Annotated in this window: 20 protein-coding genes and 1 tRNA gene; 14 read left to right on the top strand and 7 right to left on the bottom strand. The window is 67.5% G+C overall.

Annotation, left to right across the window (positions count from 1 at the left end; translation table 11 throughout):
- Nucleotides 1–115: 115 nt before the first annotated feature.
- Nucleotides 116–1,780, bottom strand: coding sequence for an FHA domain-containing protein (locus AC5Y6Y_RS12520; protein WP_473138705.1), 1,665 nt, complete (start codon nucleotides 1,778–1,780; stop codon nucleotides 116–118).
- Between the two features lie 223 nt (nucleotides 1,781–2,003).
- On the opposite strand from AC5Y6Y_RS12520, the gene AC5Y6Y_RS12515 reads away from it, so the two are divergent.
- Nucleotides 2,004–2,086: transfer RNA gene (locus AC5Y6Y_RS12515), tRNA-Leu, on the top strand.
- Between the two features lie 88 nt (nucleotides 2,087–2,174).
- Here AC5Y6Y_RS12515 and AC5Y6Y_RS12510 read toward each other — a convergent pair.
- Nucleotides 2,175–3,167 (bottom strand): hypothetical protein, encoded by a 993-nt coding sequence (locus AC5Y6Y_RS12510; RefSeq protein WP_473138706.1) that lies wholly within the window; start codon nucleotides 3,165–3,167, stop codon nucleotides 2,175–2,177.
- A 212-nt stretch (nucleotides 3,168–3,379) separates the two neighbouring features.
- On the opposite strand from AC5Y6Y_RS12510, the gene AC5Y6Y_RS12505 reads away from it, so the two are divergent.
- From AC5Y6Y_RS12505 to AC5Y6Y_RS12495, 3 genes are all read left to right on the top strand, one after another.
- Nucleotides 3,380–4,627, top strand: a complete 1,248-nt coding sequence (locus AC5Y6Y_RS12505) for an ammonium transporter (protein ID WP_463826432.1) — start codon at nucleotides 3,380–3,382, stop codon at nucleotides 4,625–4,627.
- A 79-nt stretch (nucleotides 4,628–4,706) separates the two neighbouring features.
- Entirely contained in the window at nucleotides 4,707–4,973 is a 267-nt protein-coding gene (locus tag AC5Y6Y_RS12500) for a YdeI/OmpD-associated family protein (protein ID WP_473138707.1), read from the top strand.
- Nucleotides 4,974–5,061: 88 nt separating this feature from the next.
- The gene (locus AC5Y6Y_RS12495) at nucleotides 5,062–6,543 is read left to right on the top strand and encodes a PPE family protein (RefSeq protein ID WP_473138708.1); all 1,482 of its coding nucleotides are present in this window, start codon (nucleotides 5,062–5,064) and stop codon (nucleotides 6,541–6,543) included.
- 9 nt (nucleotides 6,544–6,552) lie between these two features.
- Here AC5Y6Y_RS12495 and AC5Y6Y_RS12490 read toward each other — a convergent pair whose 3' ends face one another.
- The 4 genes from AC5Y6Y_RS12490 to AC5Y6Y_RS12475 form a co-directional block, all read right to left on the bottom strand.
- The gene (locus AC5Y6Y_RS12490; RefSeq protein ID WP_473138709.1) at nucleotides 6,553–6,894 is read right to left on the bottom strand and encodes a GNAT family N-acetyltransferase; all 342 of its coding nucleotides are present in this window, start codon (nucleotides 6,892–6,894) and stop codon (nucleotides 6,553–6,555) included.
- Nucleotides 6,891–7,883, bottom strand: coding sequence for a pirin family protein (locus tag AC5Y6Y_RS12485; RefSeq protein WP_473138710.1), 993 nt, complete (start codon nucleotides 7,881–7,883; stop codon nucleotides 6,891–6,893). The genes AC5Y6Y_RS12490 and AC5Y6Y_RS12485 overlap by 4 nt, the downstream gene beginning before the upstream one ends.
- Before the next feature lie 22 nt (nucleotides 7,884–7,905).
- Nucleotides 7,906–9,288, bottom strand: a complete 1,383-nt coding sequence (locus AC5Y6Y_RS12480) for an acyl-CoA dehydrogenase family protein (RefSeq protein WP_463826317.1) — start codon at nucleotides 9,286–9,288, stop codon at nucleotides 7,906–7,908.
- An 88-nt stretch (nucleotides 9,289–9,376) separates the two neighbouring features.
- On the bottom strand, nucleotides 9,377–9,793 hold the full coding sequence (locus AC5Y6Y_RS12475) for a WhiB family transcriptional regulator (RefSeq protein WP_473138711.1): 417 nt from the start codon (nucleotides 9,791–9,793) through the stop codon (nucleotides 9,377–9,379).
- Nucleotides 9,794–9,936: 143 nt separating this feature from the next.
- Between AC5Y6Y_RS12475 and AC5Y6Y_RS12470 the strand changes: the two genes are divergently transcribed.
- From AC5Y6Y_RS12470 to AC5Y6Y_RS12445, 6 genes are read left to right on the top strand one after another with little or no spacing between them, the layout of a single operon-like run.
- A complete protein-coding gene (locus AC5Y6Y_RS12470) occupies nucleotides 9,937–10,731 on the top strand; it encodes a helix-turn-helix domain-containing protein (protein WP_473138712.1) in 795 nt (264 codons plus the stop codon).
- A complete protein-coding gene (locus AC5Y6Y_RS12465) occupies nucleotides 10,728–11,531 on the top strand; it encodes a C40 family peptidase (protein WP_473138713.1) in 804 nt (267 codons plus the stop codon). The genes AC5Y6Y_RS12470 and AC5Y6Y_RS12465 overlap by 4 nt, the downstream gene beginning before the upstream one ends.
- A gap of 48 nt (nucleotides 11,532–11,579) precedes the next feature.
- A complete protein-coding gene (locus AC5Y6Y_RS12460; protein WP_473138714.1) occupies nucleotides 11,580–11,924 on the top strand; it encodes a DUF4226 domain-containing protein in 345 nt (114 codons plus the stop codon).
- 50 nt (nucleotides 11,925–11,974) lie between these two features.
- Nucleotides 11,975–13,399: a DUF4226 domain-containing protein gene (locus AC5Y6Y_RS12455; protein ID WP_473138715.1), complete on the top strand. Its 1,425-nt coding sequence runs from the start codon at nucleotides 11,975–11,977 to the stop codon at nucleotides 13,397–13,399.
- A gap of 59 nt (nucleotides 13,400–13,458) precedes the next feature.
- Nucleotides 13,459–13,770, top strand: a complete 312-nt coding sequence (locus tag AC5Y6Y_RS12450; protein ID WP_473138716.1) for an ESX-1 secretion-associated protein — start codon at nucleotides 13,459–13,461, stop codon at nucleotides 13,768–13,770.
- A gap of 15 nt (nucleotides 13,771–13,785) precedes the next feature.
- Nucleotides 13,786–14,097: a DUF2694 family protein gene (locus AC5Y6Y_RS12445; protein WP_473138717.1), complete on the top strand. Its 312-nt coding sequence runs from the start codon at nucleotides 13,786–13,788 to the stop codon at nucleotides 14,095–14,097.
- Here the strand turns inward: AC5Y6Y_RS12445 and AC5Y6Y_RS12440 are convergent.
- Nucleotides 14,094–14,237, bottom strand: a complete 144-nt coding sequence (locus AC5Y6Y_RS12440) for a hypothetical protein (RefSeq protein ID WP_473138718.1) — start codon at nucleotides 14,235–14,237, stop codon at nucleotides 14,094–14,096. The two genes, AC5Y6Y_RS12445 and AC5Y6Y_RS12440, sit on opposite strands and share 4 nt — an antisense overlap.
- Before the next feature lie 91 nt (nucleotides 14,238–14,328).
- On the opposite strand from AC5Y6Y_RS12440, the gene AC5Y6Y_RS12435 reads away from it, so the two are divergent.
- The 4 genes from AC5Y6Y_RS12435 to eccCa are packed head-to-tail and all read left to right on the top strand — an operon-like array spanning nucleotide 14,329 to nucleotide 21,626.
- Nucleotides 14,329–15,588, top strand: coding sequence for a DUF5631 domain-containing protein (locus AC5Y6Y_RS12435; RefSeq protein WP_473138719.1), 1,260 nt, complete (start codon nucleotides 14,329–14,331; stop codon nucleotides 15,586–15,588).
- 33 nt (nucleotides 15,589–15,621) lie between these two features.
- Nucleotides 15,622–15,978, top strand: a complete 357-nt coding sequence (locus AC5Y6Y_RS12430; RefSeq protein ID WP_473138929.1) for a DUF2710 family protein — start codon at nucleotides 15,622–15,624, stop codon at nucleotides 15,976–15,978.
- A 51-nt stretch (nucleotides 15,979–16,029) separates the two neighbouring features.
- Nucleotides 16,030–17,532, top strand: coding sequence for a type VII secretion protein EccB (gene eccB, locus AC5Y6Y_RS12425; RefSeq protein ID WP_473138720.1), 1,503 nt, complete (start codon nucleotides 16,030–16,032; stop codon nucleotides 17,530–17,532).
- Nucleotides 17,533–17,534: 2 nt separating this feature from the next.
- The gene (gene eccCa, locus AC5Y6Y_RS12420; RefSeq protein WP_473138721.1) at nucleotides 17,535–21,626 is read left to right on the top strand and encodes a type VII secretion protein EccCa; all 4,092 of its coding nucleotides are present in this window, start codon (nucleotides 17,535–17,537) and stop codon (nucleotides 21,624–21,626) included.
- Nucleotides 21,627–21,643 lie beyond the last annotated feature (17 nt).

Below are 21,643 nucleotides of genomic sequence, written 5' to 3'. Positions count from 1 at the left end.
CCTTTCCGTGCCGGCATTGCCCACCCCCTGCCCGCGAGACCGAGCACCTCAGCAAAGACACGATACTGGGACGGTGGTCGCCGTGGGGAGAGGCTCGACAGCGTGAGCGTGTGGCTCAGTGGATGCGGACGATGATCTCGGAGTGACCGAGCCGGATCACGTCGCCGTCAGCTAGTTGCCACTCCTGCACCGGTGCGTTGTTGACGGTGGTGCCGTTGGTCGAATTCAGGTCCGAGAGCAATGCGACCTGACCGTCCCAGCGGATCTCCAGGTGCCGGCGGGAAACCCCGGTGTCGGGCAGCCGGAACTGGGCGTCCTGGCCGCGCCCGACGATGTTGGAGCCGTCGCGAAGCTGATAGGTGCGGCCGCTGCCGTCATCGAGCTGCAGGGTGACCTGCGCTGCGGCGGAGCCGTACCCGCCCTGCCCGTAGCCGCCGTAGCCACCGCCCTGCCCGTAGTCCGAAGCCGGCGGCTGCCCGTAGTCGGAGGCCGGCTGCTGGCCCTGAGCGCCGTAGTCGTAGTCCCGGCCGGCGGGCTCGCCGTAACCGCCCTGTTGAGGCGCGTATCCCGCGGGCGAGGCTTCGGCGTACTGGGTGTAGGCCCCGGCGTCGTAATCCTGTCGGCCGTAGCCGCCGCCCTGCTGATAGCCCTGGTCCTGGTAGCCGCCCCCCTCGGGGTAGGCCGAGCGCTGCGGCTCCGGCGGAGCCGGCGGGGCGCCGTAGCCGGCGTCCTGGCGGGCGGGCTCGCGGCCGTAGTCACCGTAATCGCCGTAGCCGCCGCCCGGCGGCTGACCGTACCCACCCTGCTGGTAACCCTGGTCCTGGCCGTAGCCGCCCTGACCGCCGTAGCCGCCACCGGGCGGACCTTGGGGCGTAGCGGGCGGCGCAGCTTCGTGGGTGGGCGCGTAGCCGCTCTGGCCCGGCTCGCCGTACCCGCCGTGCCCCTGGTCCGGGTAGCCGCCCTGGTCGCCGTAGCCACCCTGCTGGCCGTAACCGCCTTGCTGGCCGTAGCCGCCCTGGTCGCCGTAGCCACCTTGCTGGCCGTAGCCACCTTGCTGGCCGTAACCGCCCTGGTCGCCGTAACCGCCCTGCTGGCCGTAGCCGCCCTGGTCGCCGTATCCACCCTGCTGGCCGTAGCCGCCCTGGTCCGGGTAACCACCCTGCTGGCCGTACCCGCCCTGCGGCGGGTATCCCTGCTGCGGTGGGTAACCGCCCTGTTCCGGCGGGTAACCGCGCTGGTCGTCCTGCCGTCCGTAGCGGTCGTCGTAATACTCGTCGGGCCGCCCCTGACCGCGGTAGCCTGGGTTGTCAGTCATCGGTCGTACTCCTGGTTCTGCGCCAAACGCATCATCTGATTGTGGCGGGGCGGAATCGGTATCCGTCGGGCGGGGCTCGACGTCGGGGTTGACAGCCCCGCGGGCGCGGAACTGGCCTGTATGCAGGTTCGCGGAATGCTCGAACCGGACGACCACATCACCATACGTTTGCCACCCCTGTTCCTGGATAAAGTCCGCCAAGTACCGAGCAAAAGCGCTCGACGTGAGATCCGGATCGGCGTTCAACTTCTCCGAGTCGTGCACACTGAGGGTAATGATGTATTCGTTGGGTGCCAAAAGGCGATTTCCCTGCAGTGACCGGACGCCGTCGCTCGCTTCGCGCCGCAGCAGCGCCTCCACCTCTTGCGGCACAATCGATCCGCCGAAGACCCGAGCAAACGCATCACCGACGGTCGCCTCGAGTTTGCGCTCGATGCGCTGAACTAGCCCGCGTTGGCCACCCATCGTTGCGCGCTCGCTTCACTCTGTGCCAGGGATCGTCGGCGGAGGGCAAACGACTCGGCCGAGTGCCGTCATCGTATCGGGATACCGCCATGCTGCGGCACCGTGAGATTCCTGGGAATCACATCGATACTGATCAGAGACCTTATTACCGCGCGACGCCGGTCGAGCCCGCCGAGCGGTTGGGGCGCGCGGCTACTAGAGTGATATGGTCCTCCGGTTGTTCGGGCGAGTGGCGGAATGGCAGACGCGCTGGCTTCAGGTGCCAGTGTCCTTCGGGACGTGGGGGTTCAAGTCCCCCTTCGCCCACAGTGAGCGGTTCCACGAACTGCGGCGCGCGAGGCCACGGACGTAGAGTCCGTGGCCTCTGTGTTTGTCGGGTCCCCTGACCTCGTCGTCAGTATTCATCCGCAACCGCCTGGGCGATCAGCCGGATCCGATCGGAGTCCTTCGCCGGATCGGTGATCGTGGCGACCGGGACCATCGTCTTGGTGCCGACCTGGAACTGCGGGCCGATCACCACCGTAAAGATGCCCGCCTCGCCGTCGCCGCTGACGGCGTGCCCGCCGACGTCGAAATGCTCAGGCTCGTAGGTGAGCCCGTCGGGCTCCGCGTAGTCCAATGAAAGGTAGACGTTCGGCCCGCCGTCGACGCCGAAGGCGCAGTCATGGGTGCTGAACTCTGCAATGTCCCAGGAAATGCCGTGCGCCGGGCGCAGTCGCGCCGGTGCCCGGCACGGGTCGGCGCCGGTGATCACGGTGCGGGGCACCGAACTCGTCGCCAGGGACGGCTTGCGGGCGAATTCGTGCAGGCCCACCTGCATGAGTTTGCGGCCAATGGCGCAGCCGTCGATTCGCGGTGGCGCCATCACCATGGCGGTCAGGCGCACACTGCCGGGATAGGTGGCTGCCCACTCACAGCCCGCCGACACCATCTGGTCGCGCGGGGGCATGTTGGGTCCGGCGAATGCGTCGGCGACGGTGACATCGGTGCCGTCGATCGTTTCGTGCTTGGCCCAGGCCGCCGGCTGAGGCAGCACCACCGGCCCGACCGCCAACGAGATGGTCGCCGTGATGTTGTCGCTGTCTTGGCCGATGCGGGAGCGGCACAGGATCGGCGAGGTAGGTGCCTCGATGGTGAGTGCCTTGCCCGCCACCGTGCGCGCCCCGCCGTACAGGGCGCAGATATCGACGCCACGGATCTGCTGGATCGTGCGCAGCCGCTCACGGTCGGCGTCGTTGGTGGGCGCGACCACGCTGGTATCCGGTGGCCCGGAGTCGGTGGCTTTCGGCGCAGGCTGATCGTGCGTGCATGCGACCACAGCGGCGGCAACGGCGATCAGGCCGAGGCCGAAACGACAGCGATCCCTCACCGGCACGACACCCTTCATCGGCACGACAGTAGTGCTGCCGACGATGTCACCCGAGTACCCGTGAGTGGCATCGCGTGGTCGCTCACCCCGGCGCAAGCACCGCCCCTTCTGGCGGCCGCCCCACCCATGCCGCCTACATTCTCATCGACGACTATCGAGGGAGCCCTGAGTTGAACATCGATCCCGCCGCCACCGCGTGGCTGCTGGCCAGCACGGCGCTGGTGCTGCTGATGACGCCCGGGTTGGCAATCTTCTACGGCGGCATGGTGCGCACCACCGGCGTGCTGAACATGATCATGATGAGCTTCATCTCGATCCCGCTGGTCACCGTGGCATGGCTGCTCGTCGGGTACAGCCTGGCGTTCTCCGACGGCGGCGCCGGCGGATTCCTGGGCGGTCTGTCGCACGCCGGGATGAGTGGGATCGGTCCGCAGACGCTGCACGGCCAGGTTCCCGAACTGCTGTTCGCGACCTTCCAGCTGACTTTCGCGATCATCACCGCGGCCCTGGTCAGCGGCGCCATCGCCGACCGCGCCAAATTCAGCGCCTGGCTGATCTTCGTCCCGCTATGGGTGATCGCGGTGTATTCCGTTGTCGCGCACTGGGTTTGGGGGCCAGCGGGCTGGCTGTCCAAATTGGGCGCGTTGGACTTCGCCGGCGGTCTGGTAGTCGAGATCGTCTCCGGCACCTCGGCCCTGGCGCTGGCCCTGGTGCTGGGTCCGCGCATCGGCTTCAAGACCGAGGCCATGCGTCCGCACAACCTGCCGTTCGTGCTGCTGGGAGCGGGACTGCTGTGGTTCGGCTGGTTCGGGTTCAACGCCGGTTCGGCCCTGACCGCCGACGGGTTCGCTTCCGCGGTCTTCCTCAACACCCTGGTCGCCGGTTGCCTGGGCATGCTGGGCTGGCTGACGGTCGAACAGCTCCGCGACGGCAAGCCCACCACCTTTGGCGCCGCATCGGGAGTGGTGGCCGGGCTGGTGGCGATCACGCCGTCGTGCGGCTACGTGAACACCCTGGGTGCCGCTGTCGTCGGAATGGCGGCCGGAATCGTGTGCGCGTTCGCCATCACGGTGAAGTTCAAACTCAACTACGACGACTCGCTCGACGTCGTCGGCGTGCACTTCGTCGGCGGCGTGGTCGGGGTGCTGCTGATCGGTCTGCTGGCGACCGCGGTGATGACCAAGGGTCCGAATGGACTGTTCTACGCCGGCGGGGTGGGCCAGCTCGGCAAGCAGGCGCTGGCCATGGTGGCCGTCGGTGCTTACGCGTTCACGGTCAGCTATCTGCTGGCCAAGGTGATCGACCTCGTCATCGGCTTCCGCATCAGCCGGGAGGATGAGGTGAATGGCGTCGACCTCAGCCAGCACGCGGAGACGGCGTACACCGAGGGCGTTCTGGGGCACCAGCAGGTGCACCGGCCGCTGTTCGGGCAGCAGGAGACCTCCCGTACCCGGTTGGAAGCGGACGAGGACGGTTGAGCGCTGAGCTGTCGGATCGTCGGCCGGAACGTCTCATCGCCGGGTTCTCCCCGATGACCCTCTCGATTACCCTGGCCTCGTGAACAGCCAGCAAGTGCCCGGCGGTGTGGTGCACCCACTCCCCGCCGACCTGCGCGAGGCGTTGACCGCCAACTCCACCGCACTGGCCCTCTGGCACGACATCACCCCGCTGGCACGCAACGAGTTCATCTGCTGGGTCGAGGACGCCAAGCAGCAAAAGACACGCGAGCGCCGCATCCGCAGGACTCAAGAGGAACTGGAAGAAGGCAAGTGGCGGCCCTGCTGCTGGCCGGGCTGCAAGCACCGCGAGCGCAACGGCAGATAGCCGATCGGTTTAGCACCGGCCTACCGGGTCAACTTGCTCGATGGCGGGGAGACCACTGGTGGGTGTGATGTCGTGTGGGGGTTGACGGGTGACCGGTCCGATGTGGATGGCCTGGCCACCCGAAGCGCACTCGGCATTGTTGTCCGCCGGGCCGGGTCCCGGCCCGTTACTGGCCGCCGCGGGGGCATGGCAGGCGCTCAGCGCGGAGTACGCTGCGGCCGCTGCCGAACTCACCGGCGTCCTGGGTGCGGTGCAGGCGGGGTCGTGGCAGGGTCCGTCGGCTGCGGATTACGGCGCTGCGCACGGCCCGTACCTGGCCTGGCTTGCGGTGGCGCAGGCCAACAGCTCCGCCGCCGCGGCTGCGCAGGAGACCGTTGCCGCGGCCTACACGACGGCACTGGCCACGATGCCGACACTGCCGGAACTGGCCGCCAACCACGTCGTGCACGGGGTGCTGGTCGCGACGAATTTCTTTGGCATCAACACGATCCCGATCGCACTGAACGAAGCCGACTACCTGCGGATGTGGATTCAGGCAGCGACCACGATGGCTACGTACCAAACCGTGGCGACGACGGCGACCGCCGCGGTTCCGACGACCGGACCGGCCCCGATGGTGGTCAAGGCCGACTCGGCTACCGCGGCCGCCGAGCCCAGCCAACTTGCGGCGGCGGCCCCGGCCGCTGACGCGGGCTCCCAAATCGACATCGCCAACCTGATCAGCCAGCTGCTGCAGTGGTACACCGGCTATGTCCAGGACTTGTTCGAGCCGATCACCAATTTTCTGCAGGACCCGCTGGGCAACAGCGTCAAACTCGTCACCGACTTCCTCACCAATCCGTCGCAGGCGTTGGTGACATGGGGGCCGTTCCTGTCCGCCGTGGCCTACCAGGTGTTCTCCAATGTCGGGGCGGCGCTGACCTATCCGCAGCTGCTGCTCCAGCCGCTGCTGGCGATCACCCTCGGCGTGGTGGCCGGGGTGGGCCAGCAGCTGGTTGCGCTGGGACCGGCTGTCGCCGGCGCGTCGGCCGCTCCGACCCCGCTGACGTTGAGCGGGCATTCCACGGCCTTGCCGCTGGCGAGTCTGGCGCCGAGTGGGGTGACATCCGCCGCCGCGTCCACCGGGTCGGTCGGCGCGGGCGGGACTGCAGCAGCGCCTGCTTCGGCAGCACCCGCGGCCGGCACGTTGGTGCCGTATGCCGTGGCGGGCTTCGACCCGGGCGGTGGCGTCCCGCCGACCCTGCGAGAAGGGACCGGCGCGAAGGCGCCGGCGCAGGGAATTCCGGCGGCGGCCGCCGGGGTTGCGGCACGCGAGAAACGGCGGGCCCGGCGACGGCGCGCCGCGACCATGCCGGAGCGGCAGTACGCCGACGAGGTGCTGGACTACGACCTCGATCCCGACGGGGAACCCGCGGTCACCGCGTCGACTCGCGGCGCGAGCGCGATGGGCTTGGGCGGCACCTACCGGGGCGAGGCGGACGCCGCCGGCCTGATCACCCTGCCGGCCGACGGATACGGCGGCGGGCCGACCATTCCGATGTTGCCCACCACCTGGGACGACGAGCAGTAGTCCCGCGACTCAGTGACCCGGTTGGGAGTTCACCCAGCCCACCACCTCGGCCGTGACGGGATCGGTGATGTCGTCGTATTCGGGATGCTTCTTGAGCACGGTGACCACCATGGAACAGACCGGGACGATGCGCTTGCCGTCAGCCTTGGTGGTCTGCAGCGCCTCTTCCAACAGGATGGTCGCCAGTCCCCGACCGCCGAATTCGGGATCGATTTCAGTGTGGTGGAAGACGCGCTGATCACCGCGATCGGCGAAATCGGCGAAGCCGACGGATTGGCCGGCCACGGAAATGTCATACCTGTTGTCGCCGGTCGTGACGGTGGTCTCTGCGCCGGTCTTGTCGGTGGTCACGAGCGCTCCTTCGGTTGGGGCAGCGGCCTGGGCAGCAGCCGAGTGGTGGGCATCGGCGGCGCCGGTAGGCGTATGACCGATCCCTGATATCCCTCGACGGCACCGAAGCGGTTCTCCGGGCCGTCTTGGTCCTCCTGCCACAGCCGCCGATAGGTGACGATCTCGTCGTGACTGCGCGCGACGAAGTTCCACCACATCACCAACTGTTCACAGAACGGAGTGCCACCCAGCAGCAACACCCGGGCCGGCCGATCCACCATATTGCGCAGCCGCAGGATGGAGTTTCCCGGACCCTGGTACCCGAGGTCGGCCGCCGCGAGAGTGGTTCGGCCGAGCTGGATGTCGCCCTGGTCGCACAACACCCCGTGTTCGAAGGCCGGATCGACGTCGAGCTCGAGCGACGCGGACGGGTCGAGATCGAGCTGCGCACCGATCAACGGAGTGAATGTGCTTACCGGCGAACGGCTTCCGGCTAGCTGGCCGAGAAAAACCCGGGCGATCGCGCCGGGCAGCGCGACTGGTTCAGGGCGGTGGTGGGCAAAGCCGCGGTCGGTGTCGCGGGCCGAATCCGGCAGGGCTATCCACAACTGCACACCGTGCAGTGACTGGCCAGGAATGGACACCTCCGAATGACAGATGCCGGCGCCCGCCGTCATCAAATTCAGTTCGCCCGGCCGCACTGTGGCATGCACGCCGGCGCTGTCACGGTGTTCCACTTCCCCACTGAAAAGCCAACTCGCCGTTTGCAGTCCGGTGTGCGGGTGGGGCGGCACGTCCATGTGATGGTCCGTCGGCCCGTAATGGTCGACAAAGCACCACGCCCCGATCAGCGACCGTTGCCGTTGCGGGAGGGTGCGCTGCACGTGGATCGCGCGCGGTCCGCCCAGCGGTACCGCACGTGGGTTCAGCACTTCGACGATGTCGGCGTCAACCTCGACCGGCGAAGCGCTGCAGGCGACTTCGGCCGGAGCGGTCTCGAGATTGCTCACTTTCGCGTCTGCACTCGCGGGCTCACCTGCCCGGCGGCTGGATTGCCTTCATGGCGATCCGCATGATCGGCTCGGGAACGCGGTCCCGCAGGGACAGTGCGGTGTCGGCGGCGCGGGAACGCAGCGGGGTACCGCGTCCGAACATCTTGTTGAACGGCCCACCCGTCGGCTCGACCGTGATGTGCAGCGGCGGGGTGTCGACGGCGGCACCCAGCGCGTTGGAGATCACCATGCGCTGGATTTCACTGGTCCCTTCAAAGATGGTGTACAGCTTCGCATCCCGATACCACTTCTCGACCGGATGATCGGTGATGTAACCCCAGCCGCCCATCGTCTGAATGGCTCGCTCGGTGGCTTTGACAGCGACCTCGCTCGCCGCAAGCTTGGACATCGAGCCCTCGCCCCGTTCGAACGACACGTTGTTGGCCGCCATCCAGGATGCCCGCCAGGTCAGCAGCCGTGCCGCATCGATCTGAGTGGCCAAGTCCGCCAACGGAAATGCGATTCCCTGATGGTCGATGATGGGCCCGCCGAAGGCCTCGCGTTCGGTCGCGTAGGCGGTCGCGTACTCCAGCGCAGCGCGGGCAATCCCGATGGCCTGGGCTGCCACCATCGGCCGGGTCTGCTCGAAGGTGCCCATGGTCGCCGAGCCGGACTTCTTGGCGCCGGCCACCACTTCGCGTGCCTTGGCGAGCTTGTGTTCCAGCTTGTCCTCGCCGCCGAGCAGATTCGCACCCGGAATCCGCACCCCGTCGAACTTCAGTTCGGCGGTGTGGGAAGCGCGGCAGCCCAATTTGTCGAGTTTGCGCACCAGCTCCAAACCGGGTGTGCCGCCCGGCACCACGAACAACGCCTGACCCCGATGGCCCAATTCCTCGTCGACGACCGCGTTGACGACGTGGACGTTGGCGATACCGCCGTTGCCGATCCACATCTTGTGACCGTCGATGACCCAGTCGTCTCCGTCGCGGCGGGCGCGGGTTCGCAGATTGCGGACGTCGCTGCCACCCTCGGGTTCGGAGATCGCCAGGGCGGCGAGCTTGATGTCGCCCGGGGTCCCGAAACATTCCGGCGCCCACTCCAGCATCTGTTCCGGCGAGGCGGCCTGGCCGATCGCCGACAGGGCCAATGCCGGCATGACGATGGCCAGACCGATTCCGGCGCATCCCCAGAACAGTTCCTCCATGAACATCGGCAGCGAGATGCCGGTGGGGTCCCCGATCAGGTCGCGGTAGAACAGCGGGCTGTAGAAGCCCCGCTGCGCAGCCTCTTCCAGAACCGGCCAGGGGAACTCTTGGCGTTGGTCGTATTCGAGGGCGACGGGCCGGATCACCTCTTCGGCGAACTCGTGGGTGCGCCGCGCCAGATCGTGCTGCGCTGCCGTCGGGGTCAGGTCGAAGGTCATAGGTTGCGCCTTTGCTCAGCTGCCTCGGCCCGAGCGGGGCCACTGTCGAATTCCCGTATACCCCGGGTGTGGCCCGACAATCCCTCGGTCAAGCCGCCGAGCGCGGGCCTACGCGGGCGGCGGGAAGATGCAACACCACGGCGCCGACGGCGAGATCGTCACTTTCCCGACGCTCCAGCAACGCCGCGTTCTCGGGCAACTGCCGGGCATTGATGTCGCCGGCGGCGATGCGGCGCAACACCTCGTGGGCCGCGGCGAGCTGTTCGCGTTTGCGGTACTGACCGCCGGGCAACTTCACGCCGGCCCACACTCCATATTCTTCGCGGTGCGCGATCGCCCGCGCGGCGCACTGGCGCTGTTGCGCCAGTGGGCACCGGCGCAGGCACTGAATGCGTGCCTCGGTGGCCGACCGCTCGTAGGCGCGTGCCTTGGCCGCGCCGTCGCCGCCGTCGTCGTCGGGGTAGCCGAACCAGAGTTCCGGGTTGGTTGCACAAGGGTTTGACACGAGCCGACCTCCATTCGACGGAAAACGTAGGCAGAATCGTATACACACATACTCAGGATGGACAAGCGAAACGAGAAGAAAACGTATAAACGGAGGGGTGGTGGACGGCCTGTGTAATATCCGGCTATGCGGGGAGCGCGGCCGTGAGCCGTGAATCGGCCGGTGCGGCCATGCGCGCGTTGCGTGAGTCGCGGGACTGGTCCCTTGCGGACCTGGCCGCGGCGACCGGCGTCAGCATCATGGGACTCAGCTATCTCGAGCGCGGCGCCCGCAAACCGCACAAAAGCACTGTGCAAAAGGTGGAAAACGGCCTGGGCCTGCCGCCGGGCACGTATTCGCGGCTCATCGTCGCCGCCGACCCGGACGCCGAACTCGCCCGGTTGATCGCCGCGCAGCCGTCCGAACCGGTGCCGCCGCGACGCGCCGGGGCACCGGTCGTCGACCGGCACAGCGATACCGATGTGCTGGAGGGATACGCCGAAGCACAACTGGAGACCATCAAGTCCGTCATCGATCGACTACCGCCGGTGACATCAAACGAATATGAGACGTATATTCTCTCTGTGATCGCACAATGCGTGAAAGCGGAGATGCTGGCCGCCAGCTCCTGGCGGGTCGCGGTCAACGCCAGTGCCGATTCGACGGACCGCCTGATGGAGCACCTGCAGGCACTCGAAGCAACGCGCGGCGACCTGCTGAAGCGGCTGCCCAGCAGTTTGAGTGCGCGCTTCGACCGCGCATGTGCGCGCTCGACGCTGCCCGAACCCGTGATCGCCGCACTGATCGGTGTCGCGGTCGATGACGTCTGGGACATCCGCAACCGGGGTGCGATTCCAGCGGGCGCGCTCCCCCGGGTGCGCGCATTCACCGAAACCACGGAGGCCGAAGCCGGAGTCGGCGTGGCCGGGTCCGGTCCGGACAGCGAGCAGAACCGATGAGTCCGACCGAGCTCGAGACGTTGAGCCGAGCCCACGGTCTGTTCACCGGCAGCGGCCCGCACCCGCCGATCGAAACCGGCCTCGATGCCGGTGCGGTGCCACCGAATCCTGTTGGCGGACAGCATCATTACCAGCAACGGGCGACCCGCGCCCACGCCGCCCTGAGCGCGGCCGGCCACACGGATTCGGCGCTGGCGGCGATCGTCGCCGGTGCGCACCGGGATCGGTCCGCCGCCCGTCAGCTCACTCGTGGCGTGCTCGATGAAGCTCGCGCCGATGCCCCGGTGCCGGGACTGTCGCCGCTGGCCCAGCGCGAGGCGCTGCGTCGCCGCGTGGCGCGGTTGCGCGCTCAACGCGAGCACGTCGCCGTCGCGAGGGGCCGCTCGCGACGACACGCCGCCGCGCTACGCGCGTTGCGCTACCGGGCAGCACACCACCGCGGCGGGCGGTTGCCCGTACCGGCCGGGCGCGCCGGACTCGCGGTACGCGCCGCGCTGTCCCGGCTGGGCCGACCCTACGTCTGGGGGGCCACCGGGCCCGACCAGTTCGACTGTTCCGGCTTGGTCCAATGGGCTTACGCGCAGGCCGGCGTACACCTCGATCGCACGACCTATCAGCAGATCAACGACGGAGTGCCGGTGCCGCGGTCGCAAGTCCGGCCCGGCGACCTGGTCTTTCCGCACACCGGCCACGTACAGCTGGCGATCGGCAACAACCTGGTGGTCGAGGCGCCCTATTCCGGCGCCTCGGTCCGGATCAGCCGGCTGGGCGGCAGCGTAGCGATCCGGCGGCCATGGTGAGTACCAGCAATCGCCCAGTCGGCTGGGCCGGATGAGAAGGTTGAGGCCATGTCGGAACAAGGCGGGGCGTCGGTAGCGGCCATTCAGCAACGGCAGGCCGCGCTCGCGCGCAGACACGGGGCAATCGCCGAGGCCGACCGCGTGCTGGCAGCGGCGCTCGCCAGTGCGCATCAGGTCATGCGCGACAGCGTCCGGCGACTCGACGCGATCTCCGCCGAGATCGAACAGGCACTGCCCGGGCAGCCCGTCGATACCCCGATGGGGGCGCGCGAATTCGAGAGATTTCTGGCGGCCAAGCAACGCGAGATCGCCGAGGTTGTGACCGAGGCCCGCGAGGTCAGCCGCAGCAAAAGCGCGGTGCTGCACCGCCTGCGGGACACCTATTCCATCTGAGCCGCTGAGTGAATTGTCCGCGGCTGTGCGCGTGGGTACTGTCCAGCGGCGTGGCGACCCAGCAGGACGTCTTCGACGTGATGCGACTTGTTCAGCAACGCACCGGCGATCCGGCCGCGTGGCAGTCGGGGCTGACGCCGGGTGAAATGGGCGACGTACTGTCGCCCGCGACGCCGCCACAGCGTCTGGACGTGATCCTGGCCAAGATCCGCCACCAACATCCGGACTTGTTCACTCCGGCGCCAGCCCCGCAGGCGCCGCCGCAACGTTCCGAAGGCGAAGCCGCCAGCGCCATCAGCGCGGCCGAAACTGCTCTGGCACATCAGAATTCGGCGAGCTCGCAGCTGGATCTGCAAGTCGTCACCGCCATCCTCAACGCGCATCTGACCAACGCCGAAGGCAGGACTGCGCTGGACGCTCTCCAGCACGAGATCGAGACCGCCCTCGCGACGCGGTCCGACCTGGACACTCCGGCCGGCGCGCGGGACTTCCAGCGGTTCCTGATCAGCAAACTCCGCGATATCCGCGCGGTGGTGGCGACAGCCGGCCTCGACGACACCTCGAAGTCGGCGTTGATGGCGGCGTGGACGTCGTTGTATAACGCATCGAAGGCCGGCCCGGACGCCCCGGCGGAGCACCGGCCGGCGGCGGCCGAACCCGCGACCGGGCACGGTGGTCCGCCCGCCGCGTCGTCGTCGAGTGGGCCGGCAGCGAAGGGCAGTCCGGATCCGCTGCTCGACTCGACGTTGCTGGACGATCCGGGGCTGTTCGACGCCCCGGTCCAGCAGCCCGCGGCCGCTGCACCGCTCCCGGTCACCGGCGCCGGGGGCGCCGCCCCGACCGGGGTGAGTCCGAGCAGCGGGGCGGGCGCGCCCAGTTGGGGCGCCCCGAGCGGTTTCTCAGTGCCTAACCTGTCGGGCGGCGGAACCGGACGGGACCCGCGCGGTGCATCAGACGGGCTGTTCGACGAGGACTTCGACCCGCGTGAGCACCGACCCGACGACGACGAGACCGAGCGCGAGAAGGACGACCACGACGACCCGCGGCACGAGCCGGAGCCGGGCGAGCCGCAACCGCAGCCGTCGGGTCCGACGACGGTGAGTCTGCCCAACGGCGAGACGGTGACTGCGGCCAGTCCACAACTTGCCGCCGCCATCAAGGCCGCCGCAGCGGGTGCCCCCATTGCAGACGCGTTCCAACAGCAGGGCATGTCCATCCCGCCCCCCGGGACGGCGGTCACCAATCCCCTGGATCCGGCCCAGGTCGTGCCGGGTGATATCGGCATGCTCACCGATCGTCACGCGCTGGCCCTGGGGAACAGCAAGGCTCTGCTCGACGGACAAATCCAGCGCATCTCCGCCGTAAGCGGACCCAGCTTTCTAGGCTGGGAGCACCCGCCGACGCCGGTGCAGGCGACGGTGCCGTCCGCAACGCAGACACCCACGCCCACCCGACCGGCGGCCGTCGCCGGCTGATCAGCGAACCGAGACGATAATCGCCGGCACGGTGCCGGCACTGAAGGAGGAGGCAGCAGATGGCCGATCGTATTCATGTGGTGCCGGCGCACCTGCGTGAAGCCGCGGCCCGGCACGAGCAGACCGCCGGCCAGCTGCGGAGCATCCCGACCACCCACGCCGCGATCCAGGAAAGCCTGGATTCGCTGGGACCCGTCTTCGGCGATCTGCGCGAGGCCGGGCGCGTGCTGCTCGAAGCCCGGCGGCGGTGCTACGAGCAGCAGGCCGACGACCACGCCGATCTCGCGCAGAATCTGGTGACCTCGGCCGCGACGTGGGAGCAGCGCGAGCAAGAGTCCGCGGCCAAACTCCGCGACATCGTCGACGGCTAGGTTTCAGCAGAGTCCATGACAGACGCCAATCCGGCCTTCGACACCGTGCATCCCAGCGGGCACATTCTGGTGCGCTCGTGCCGCGGTGGCTATTTGCACAGCGTCGCGCTGAGTGAGGCGGCAATGGAGACAGATGCGCAAACTCTGGCTGAGGGGATTCTGCTGACCGCCGACGTTTCCTGCCTCAAGGCATTGTTGGAAGTGCGCGACGAGATCATCGCCGCCGGGCAGACACCCTCCGCCGCGGTGCCCACCGCCGCCGATCTCGACTCGGCAATCGAAAAACTGCTCGCCCACCAACTGCACGCACGCGCCACGGCAGATTAGAGCAGCCAGGTCCTGGCACTGTCGGGATCCGGAGCGACATCTGCGGGTGGCTCGATGGGGTTGGCGCCGAACAACTCTCGGGCGCGTGCCAGCAGCGCACGTACCTCGTCGAGTTGCTGCTGCAACCCGGAATCGGCCATGGTTGCACGCTACCCACACCACGACAACCGCACAATTCACCGCTCGCACAAGCCGAGGCGATCAACACCGGGCTACCGCTACGCTTAGCCGGTGGGAATCTTCGGCAGGGTGACGGCGCGCCAGCGTCTGCGCCGAGCGACCGAAGAATCCCTCACGGTCCCCACCTTCAGTGCGCCGCTCGACTGCACGCCGTGGGTGATCGGCGGCCTGTGGCCCGTCGAGCTGTCGCAGAGCAGGAACGAAACCGCAACGCTGGCAAAGTATCTCAAGTCCGACCTGCAGCGGATAGCGGCGACCGCGAACGAAGAACTCAGGGGCATCGGCCAAGCCGGCATGGTCTACACCGCGCGGCGGGCCGCCGAGGCCCGCGTGATCGAGGAGGCCCGCGCCCTGGCAGTGCGGCGAGTCGAATCGACGTTGCGGCAACTCCGTCAGAGCACGGCGCAGCAAGCCCCGGTCCAGCCGCCACCCGAGGTCCGGCCGGCGCCCCGGCCGGACCTGGCCAAGACGCAGGTGCTGCCAGTGATACGGGACGAGCCGTTCGACATCGGCGATACCCAGGTGTTGCCGGCCGTGCAAGACGAGGTTCCGGCACAGGACGTTGACGCGACCCAGGTGTTGCCGGCCGTCGTCGACGACGGGCCGCCCGCCGAGCCCCCTCCGGATCCGGAAGCCGCACCCCCTGCGGACGCCGCCCCCGAAGACGCCGAGCCGACCACCGCGGAGCGGTTGCCGCTATTGCTGGCATTCGTCGCCCGCCAGGAACCGCGACTGAGCTGGGCTGTCGGCGAACACGAGGACGGTACGACGGTGCTGGTCACCGACCTGGCGCACGGCTGGATCCCGCCGGGCATCGCGGTGCCCGAAGGCGTGCGCCTGCTGGAACCCGGCACCCGGACCGGACGGGCCGCGGAGTTGCTGGGTAACACGATCCAGGCGGCGACCTATGCGCCGGGCGACTCGTCGAAGCTGTCCGTCGGGCTCTCCGGTGTGGCAGCGTCCGTGCAGCCGAAGGAACTGCCTCCTGTCACCGACCTGGGTTGGGAACTGGGTGTCGCCACGCACTGGCGCCAGGGCTTGCCGCGCCTGGTCAATACGCTGGCCAAGGCCGCTGCTGCCGGGGCCGACGTCGTCGACCAAGAACTGGATTTGCTGCGAGTGCACCTCGACACGACCCGCTACCAGCTGCTCGCCCAGTATCCCGACGTCGATCCTGAACAACTGCTCAATTGCATGCTGCTCGCCGCCACCGAAAGCAGCGCCACCGGCGACGTGACGTCGGCGAACTATCACTTCGCCTGGTTCCAGAAACTGGCGGATCGAGCGCCCGGCAGACCGGCTCAATCGTGAATTGACGCTGGTCGGGGCCCTCGACATACTGTCCTGGTGTCGGGGTCGGGTCGTCGCGGCGAACTCAGCGACCTCAGCGTCAGCGGTGATCGCAGTGCCGCCGAAGACGAGGCACTCGTCGAAGCGGTACTTCGTGAACTGAGCGAAGCAGCCGACCGGTGGGAAGCACTCGTCGCACAGGCCGAGACCGTCACGTACAGCGTGGACTTGGGCGACGTGTCGGCGGTGGCCAACTCGGACGGGCGGCTGCTGCAGCTGACGCTGCACCCGGACGTGATGGTCGGCTACACGCACACCGAATTGGCCGACAGGATGAACCTCGCCATCGCAGCGCTGCGAGAAGAGGCTGAAGCCGAGAACCGGGCACGGTACGGCGACAGCCTGCAGTGATGTCGGCGTCGGCACGCAGACATGCGCCGACCGCCGGAAGGAGAACGATCAGTGCCACTCAATCTGTCCAACCGGGACCAGAACTCGGGGCATCTGTTCTATAGCCGGCGACTGCGCGCGGCGATCACCAGATTCTCCGTGCGCATGAAGCATGACGACCGCAAACAACAAGCGGCGGTGGCGTTGTCGATCGTGCTTGTCCTGATCGGTGTGGGCTGGATGGCGTTGCTGCACGTCATGAAGCCGGCCGGTCTTATCGCCCAGTCGGCTGTGGTCGGCAACCGGGACACCGGCGCGATCTTCGCCAAGATCAACGGGCGTCTCTACCCCGCGCTCAATCTCACGTCGGCGCGACTGGCCGTCGGCAATGCCGCGGCGCCCACCTGGGTGACAGCCGCCGAGATTGCGAAATACCCGACCGGACCGATGATCGGTATCCCGGGTGTGCCGGACAGCCTCCCGGCCACCGGCGGCGCCGGCTCGGCATGGGCCGTCTGTGACACCGCTCAGACAGGTGGCGCAGGGCGGGGCAGCGCAACCCCGCCGGTGGTGACCGCCATCGCGGGCCCGCTATTCGCTGCGGGACGGGCCGCCGCGATGAGCCCGACCCAGGCCATCCTGGTAACCCACAAGAGCACGACCTACGTGATCTGGGGTGGCCGGCGCTCGCGAATCGACGCGACCGACCGGTCGGTGACCTTCAACCTCGGTCTGGATCCCGGCGTGACCTATCCCATTGAGATCTCCAACGCACTGTTCGATGCGTTGCCGTCGACGGAACCGCTTGTGGTGCCGTCGATTCCGGAGGCCGGCTCCCCGTCGCGATGGGTGGCCGGCGCCAAGGTCGGCAGCGTGCTGGAGTCCCGCGACGCTGCCGGTGCCGTTACGGGTTTCTATGTCTTGCTGCCCGGCGGCGTACAGAAGATCACCGCATTCGTCGCAGACCTGTTGCGCACCGCGGATTCTCAGGGTTCGACCGCACCGACGCTGATCGCCCCGGACAAACTGATACACATCCCGGTCGTCGATATCCTCAACGTCGACTACTACCCGTCGGGCAAGTTCAATTTCGTTGACACCACGGCGAATCCGGTCACCTGCGTGGGCTGGGAGAAGCAGCAGAACGACCCGCAGGCACGCATCACCGTCGTCAACGGTCGTGGTCTGCCGGTCCCGATCAGCATGGACTCCCGCCTGGTGCACCTCGTGCGCGACGACCGCAACCCCGATTCCGCTGAGGCGCATCAGACATTGATATTGCCCGGCGCCGCGAACTTCGTGGCCACCACCAGTGGGGTTGCGACGTCGGACAGCCGGGAAAGCCTCTATTGGCTTTCGCCGCAAGGGGTTCGGTACGGCATCCAGTCGGACCAGCGGACGTTGCAGGCACTGGGGCTGGACCCGAAACTTGCGGTGCAAGCGCCCTGGCCGATGGTGCGCACCTTTGCGCCCGGACCGGCCATCAGTCGTGAAGCGGCCCTTGTCGCCCGGGACGCCTTGCCGGCGGGTGGGGTGGTCGCACCCATTCCCGATTCGTCCGAGACGGGAGGTTAGCCATGTCCAAACGAGGATTCGTCCGCGGGAAGCGCACGCCACCACCCAACATCCCGCCGGTGCGGGTCGCGGTCGCGGCGCCGCTGGCCTTACCCGAGCGCGAGCCACGCAACATTCTGTTGATGATCGCCCTGCCCGCGGTGTTGGTCGGCATCGTCGGCACCCTGGTGGTGATGTACGCATCCGGGGTGCGGTCCTTGCAGTCGGGATTCTTTCCGATGGTCGGGCTGGTCGGATTCGGTGCGCTGATGTTCGGCGGACGCTTCGGCCGCGGACGTCGAATCAGTTGGGGGGAACAGGAAAAGCAACGGCGCAGCTATCTGCGCCAGCTCGATGAAGACCGCGAGGAGGTGCAGCGCGCAGCCGGTGAGCAGCGGCGCGGTCAGCTCTTCGTGCACGCGGACCCGCAGCGGTTCGACACCGTCATCGGGGGTCCGCGCATGTGGGAGCGACGACCGACTGATCCGGATTTCCTCGATGTCCGGCTCGGCGTCGGAGTGCAGCAGGCCAGCGAATCCGCGGTCTCGCTGCAGTGGCCCGATGTTCCGATCGGCGAGGAGCTGGAACCGGTAACCGGCGGTGCGCTCCGGGATTTCATCCTGGAACAGAGCAAGATCCGCGGCATCGGCAAGGTACTGAACCTGCGGTCCAAGCCGGGGTTCAGCTTCATCGCCGACGATCCCGGTGAACTGCACAGCCTGCTGCGCGCGATGTTGTGTTCGCTGGCGGTCTACCACAGCCCCCACGACGTCAAATTGATGGTAGTGACCCGGCAGCCCGAAGCCTGGCACTGGTTGGTCTGGCTGCCGCACAACCAGCACGACGAGATGTTCGACGCATGCGGCCTGCGCCGGCTGGTGTTCGCATCTCCAACGGAATTGGAAGAAGCGCTCGATGCCGAGTTGCATCGCAAAGGTCGGGGGCCGTGGACTCCGCCGGTCGGCAGTAACCCGACGTCCATGCCGTCGCCGATCGAGTCGGCAACCGGTCAGGCGCTGGGTCCGCACTGGGTGATCGTGGACGACAACGTCGGAACCCCGGAGCAGTGGGAAGGGGTCACCGGACAGAAAGGCATGGCAGGCATCACCGTATTGCGGCTGGCGACCCGGGTCGGGGTCGGTGTGGGCTTTGCCGAAGCAGAACAGCGCTTCTCGTTGCACCAGGGCAGGCTGATGCACCGTGAAACGTTCTACGCCGTAGCCGACATGCTCGCCGACAGCACCGCCAACCGGTATGCGCGGGCACTGGCCCGCTGGTCGCCGATGAGTCCCGGGGAGCTGTCCGAGACCGACAGTCAGGGCGGAGAGTTGTTGCGGGCGTTGGGTATCGGCGACCCGCGCGAGCTCGATGTGGACAGACTGTGGGGTGAGAGCCGGGGCCGCGGCGATCCGAAGTGGGCCATGGTGCCGGTTGGCGTCAAACAGGGCGGTGAGTTGCAGTATGTGATACTGCGGGCCAAGGACTTCGGGGGCTACGGCTTTCACTCCGTGGTGATCGGCACCTCCGGTTCGGGGAAGTCGGAGTACTTCCTGTCGTTGTGCAGTGGTATCGCGCTGACCCACTCGCCAGAGGCTTTCGTCGTCATCTTCGTCGATATGAAGTTCGAGTCGGCAGCTCAAGACCTGCAGGGGTTTCCGCACGTCGCGGGGTCCCTGTCCAACCTGGGCAAGGACGATCGGCATCTGGCCGAGCGGATGCGTAAGGCCATCAACGGTGAGATAGCCCGCCGCTACCGGCTTTTCAAGGATGCCGGAGCGCGCGACGCCAACGAGTACGAGGAGATGCGGCTTGCCGGCCGTGACCTGGAACCCGTTCCGATCCTGTTGGTGATCATCGACGAGTACCTCGAACTGTTCATCCACCACCCGGAGTGGATCGACCTGGTCATCCATATCGGTCAGGAAGGCCGCGGGTGCAACGTCTTCTTCACCCTGGGCGGGCAGCGGCTGGACCTGTCCTCGTTGAGTAAAGCCAAGAGCAACATCGCCTTCCGGGTGGCGCTGCGCGCCGAGACCGCCGAGGACTCCCGCGACGTGATCGGCAGTGACGCCGCGCTGCATCTCCCGTCGCAGGAGAACGGTTACGGCCTGCTCAAGGTGGGGCCCCGGGATCTCGAACAGTTTCGGTGTTTCTACGTATCAGCGCCGTTCGTAGTGCCCAAACGGGCCACGAACGTCAATCCCACTGTGGCCATGAGTTTCTCGCAGCCACGCGCCTACACCTCGACCTACCAGCCGCTCAGTGAGTCCGACAGTGCCGCACTGGCTGTCGCCGACGAACCCGAGGAACCCGACGAATACCTGTTCCACCCAGACGGCTTCCGCAAGAAGAAACTCGTCGACGTCATCCGCGAGTCACTGGTCTCGCATCCCGCCCGCCCGCCTCATCAAATCTGGCTGCCGCCACTGGAAGTCAGTGAGACCGTCGATACGCTGGTGGCGCGTTGGCGGGGCAGGTCGTGGGATGACGCCTACGGGCGGAACCCCGGCCTGGTCTTTCCGATCGGGATCGTGGACATACCTGAAGAACACGACCAGCGGGTGCACGCGATCAATGCCGAAATGGACAACATCATGGTGGTCGCGACAGCGCAGCGCGGCAAGTCCACAACGCTGATGACCCTGATGACTGCCGCAGCACTGATGTACCGACCCGAACGGGTGACGTTCTTCTGCATCGGGGCATCGCTGTTTCCGGTCGAGTCCCTGCCCCACGTCGCCTCGGTGGTCAGCCCCACCGATCGCGAGGGGGTGTCGCGCACCATCGCCTCCATCGAGGGACTCATCCTCGCGCGCGAGGCCTCGTTCAAGCGGTATCAGATCGACATCTCCGAATTCCGGGAGCGCCGTTTCGGTTTCGACGCCGACGGGGGTGCGGCCCACACCGATCCCGACGACAAGTTCGGCGACGTCTTCCTCGTCATCGACAACTTCAGCGATCTCTTCGACAAAGACGCCGCGATGGGCGAACGGGCGATCGCGATAGCCCGGCAGGGCCTGTCCTACGGGGTGCACATCATGACCACCGCCACGGCGTGGCTGGTCGGTCAGAAGCAACAACTCGTCAACGTCTCCAACGCGCGTATCCAACTGCGGCTGAGCAATCCCGACGAAACCCAAATGGGTGAGGGCTTCGAACGAAAGAAAGCCGCCCGCAACACGTTGGACCGGCCGGGGTTCGGGCTGACCCGCGACGGCCACGAGTTACTGGTCGGGGTGCCCGAGGTGCTCGGAGTCAACGGGGAACGGGTGACCACGCGTGACATCGGCGCGCTGATCGCGGAGTTGACCGGTGCCGGACGGGTGGAGAGCCTGGCGCGGCTGCCGGACGCGATCCCTCTGGCCGAGATCGCCGAGGCGTTCAGCGGTGCCGCCGCAGCAGCCGATCCGTTCAACATCCCGTTCGGAATCGGCGAGACCGCGCTGCGACCTGCGGTGCTGCCGGCCCGCGTGGTTCCGAACATGCTGGTGGTCGGACGCCAACTATGCGGCAAGACAACGACTTTGGCGGCGATCGGACAGATGATCGTCACCCGGTGCACGCCGGAGCAGGCCCAGATCACCATCATCGACCCCAAGACGTCGCTGATCGGCAAGATCCAGGGTGACCATGTGCGGGCGTACGCCTACACGCCCGAGGACATCGATGCGGTGCTCAGCGATCTGGCGCAGTCGCTGCGTGACCGGCTGCCACCCTCAGGGCTGAGTCAGCAGGAGTTGCTGAGCCGCCGGACCTGGGACGGGCCGCACCACTTCGTATTGATCGACGACGAGCAGGAGTTGCGTCCGCACGGTGTCATCGGCAAGGCCGCCGCCACCGCACCGCTGTGGGGGTTGATCGAACGGGCCCGCGAAATCGGTCTGCACGTCATCGCGTCGCGCCTGCCCGGCAACTGGGCGGGAGTGTCGGTAACCAGTCCCTTCCTGCAGAAGATGACCGGCTCCCGCGCGCCCACGCTGTTCATGGACAACGACCCGGCGGCGGTGAAGGTGTTCGGCAGAACCGCTGCCCAGCAACTCCCGCCCGGACGTGGCCTGCTGGTCACCACCGACGGCGTGATGGAGGGAGTGCTGGTCGGCGATCCCCAGAGGTGAATCGACAGGGGCGGGTC

Source organism: Mycobacterium sp. NGS24 (assembly GCF_059813065.1).
This window is presented reverse-complemented; position numbering and strand designations above follow the sequence as displayed.

What these genes read in the sequence shown, in the direction of transcription:
- AC5Y6Y_RS12450 (WP_473138716.1), top strand. Translation starts at nt 13,459, where the DNA reads ATGGCCGATCGTATTCATGTGGTGCCGGCGCACCTGCGTGAAGCCGCG.
- AC5Y6Y_RS12445 (WP_473138717.1), top strand. Translation starts at nt 13,786, where the DNA reads ATGACAGACGCCAATCCGGCCTTCGACACCGTGCATCCCAGCGGGCAC.
- AC5Y6Y_RS12510 (WP_473138706.1), bottom strand. Translation starts at nt 3,167, where the DNA reads ATGAAGGGTGTCGTGCCGGTGAGGGATCGCTGTCGTTTCGGCCTCGGC.
- AC5Y6Y_RS12520 (WP_473138705.1), bottom strand. Translation starts at nt 1,780, where the DNA reads ATGGGTGGCCAACGCGGGCTAGTTCAGCGCATCGAGCGCAAACTCGAG.
- AC5Y6Y_RS12460 (WP_473138714.1), top strand. Translation starts at nt 11,580, where the DNA reads ATGTCGGAACAAGGCGGGGCGTCGGTAGCGGCCATTCAGCAACGGCAG.
- AC5Y6Y_RS12465 (WP_473138713.1), top strand. Translation starts at nt 10,728, where the DNA reads ATGAGTCCGACCGAGCTCGAGACGTTGAGCCGAGCCCACGGTCTGTTC.
- AC5Y6Y_RS12505 (WP_463826432.1), top strand. Translation starts at nt 3,380, where the DNA reads ATGACGCCCGGGTTGGCAATCTTCTACGGCGGCATGGTGCGCACCACC.
- AC5Y6Y_RS12440 (WP_473138718.1), bottom strand. Translation starts at nt 14,237, where the DNA reads ATGGCCGATTCCGGGTTGCAGCAGCAACTCGACGAGGTACGTGCGCTG.
- AC5Y6Y_RS12480 (WP_463826317.1), bottom strand. Translation starts at nt 9,288, where the DNA reads ATGACCTTCGACCTGACCCCGACGGCAGCGCAGCACGATCTGGCGCGG.
- eccCa (WP_473138721.1), top strand. Translation starts at nt 17,535, where the DNA reads ATGTCCAAACGAGGATTCGTCCGCGGGAAGCGCACGCCACCACCCAAC.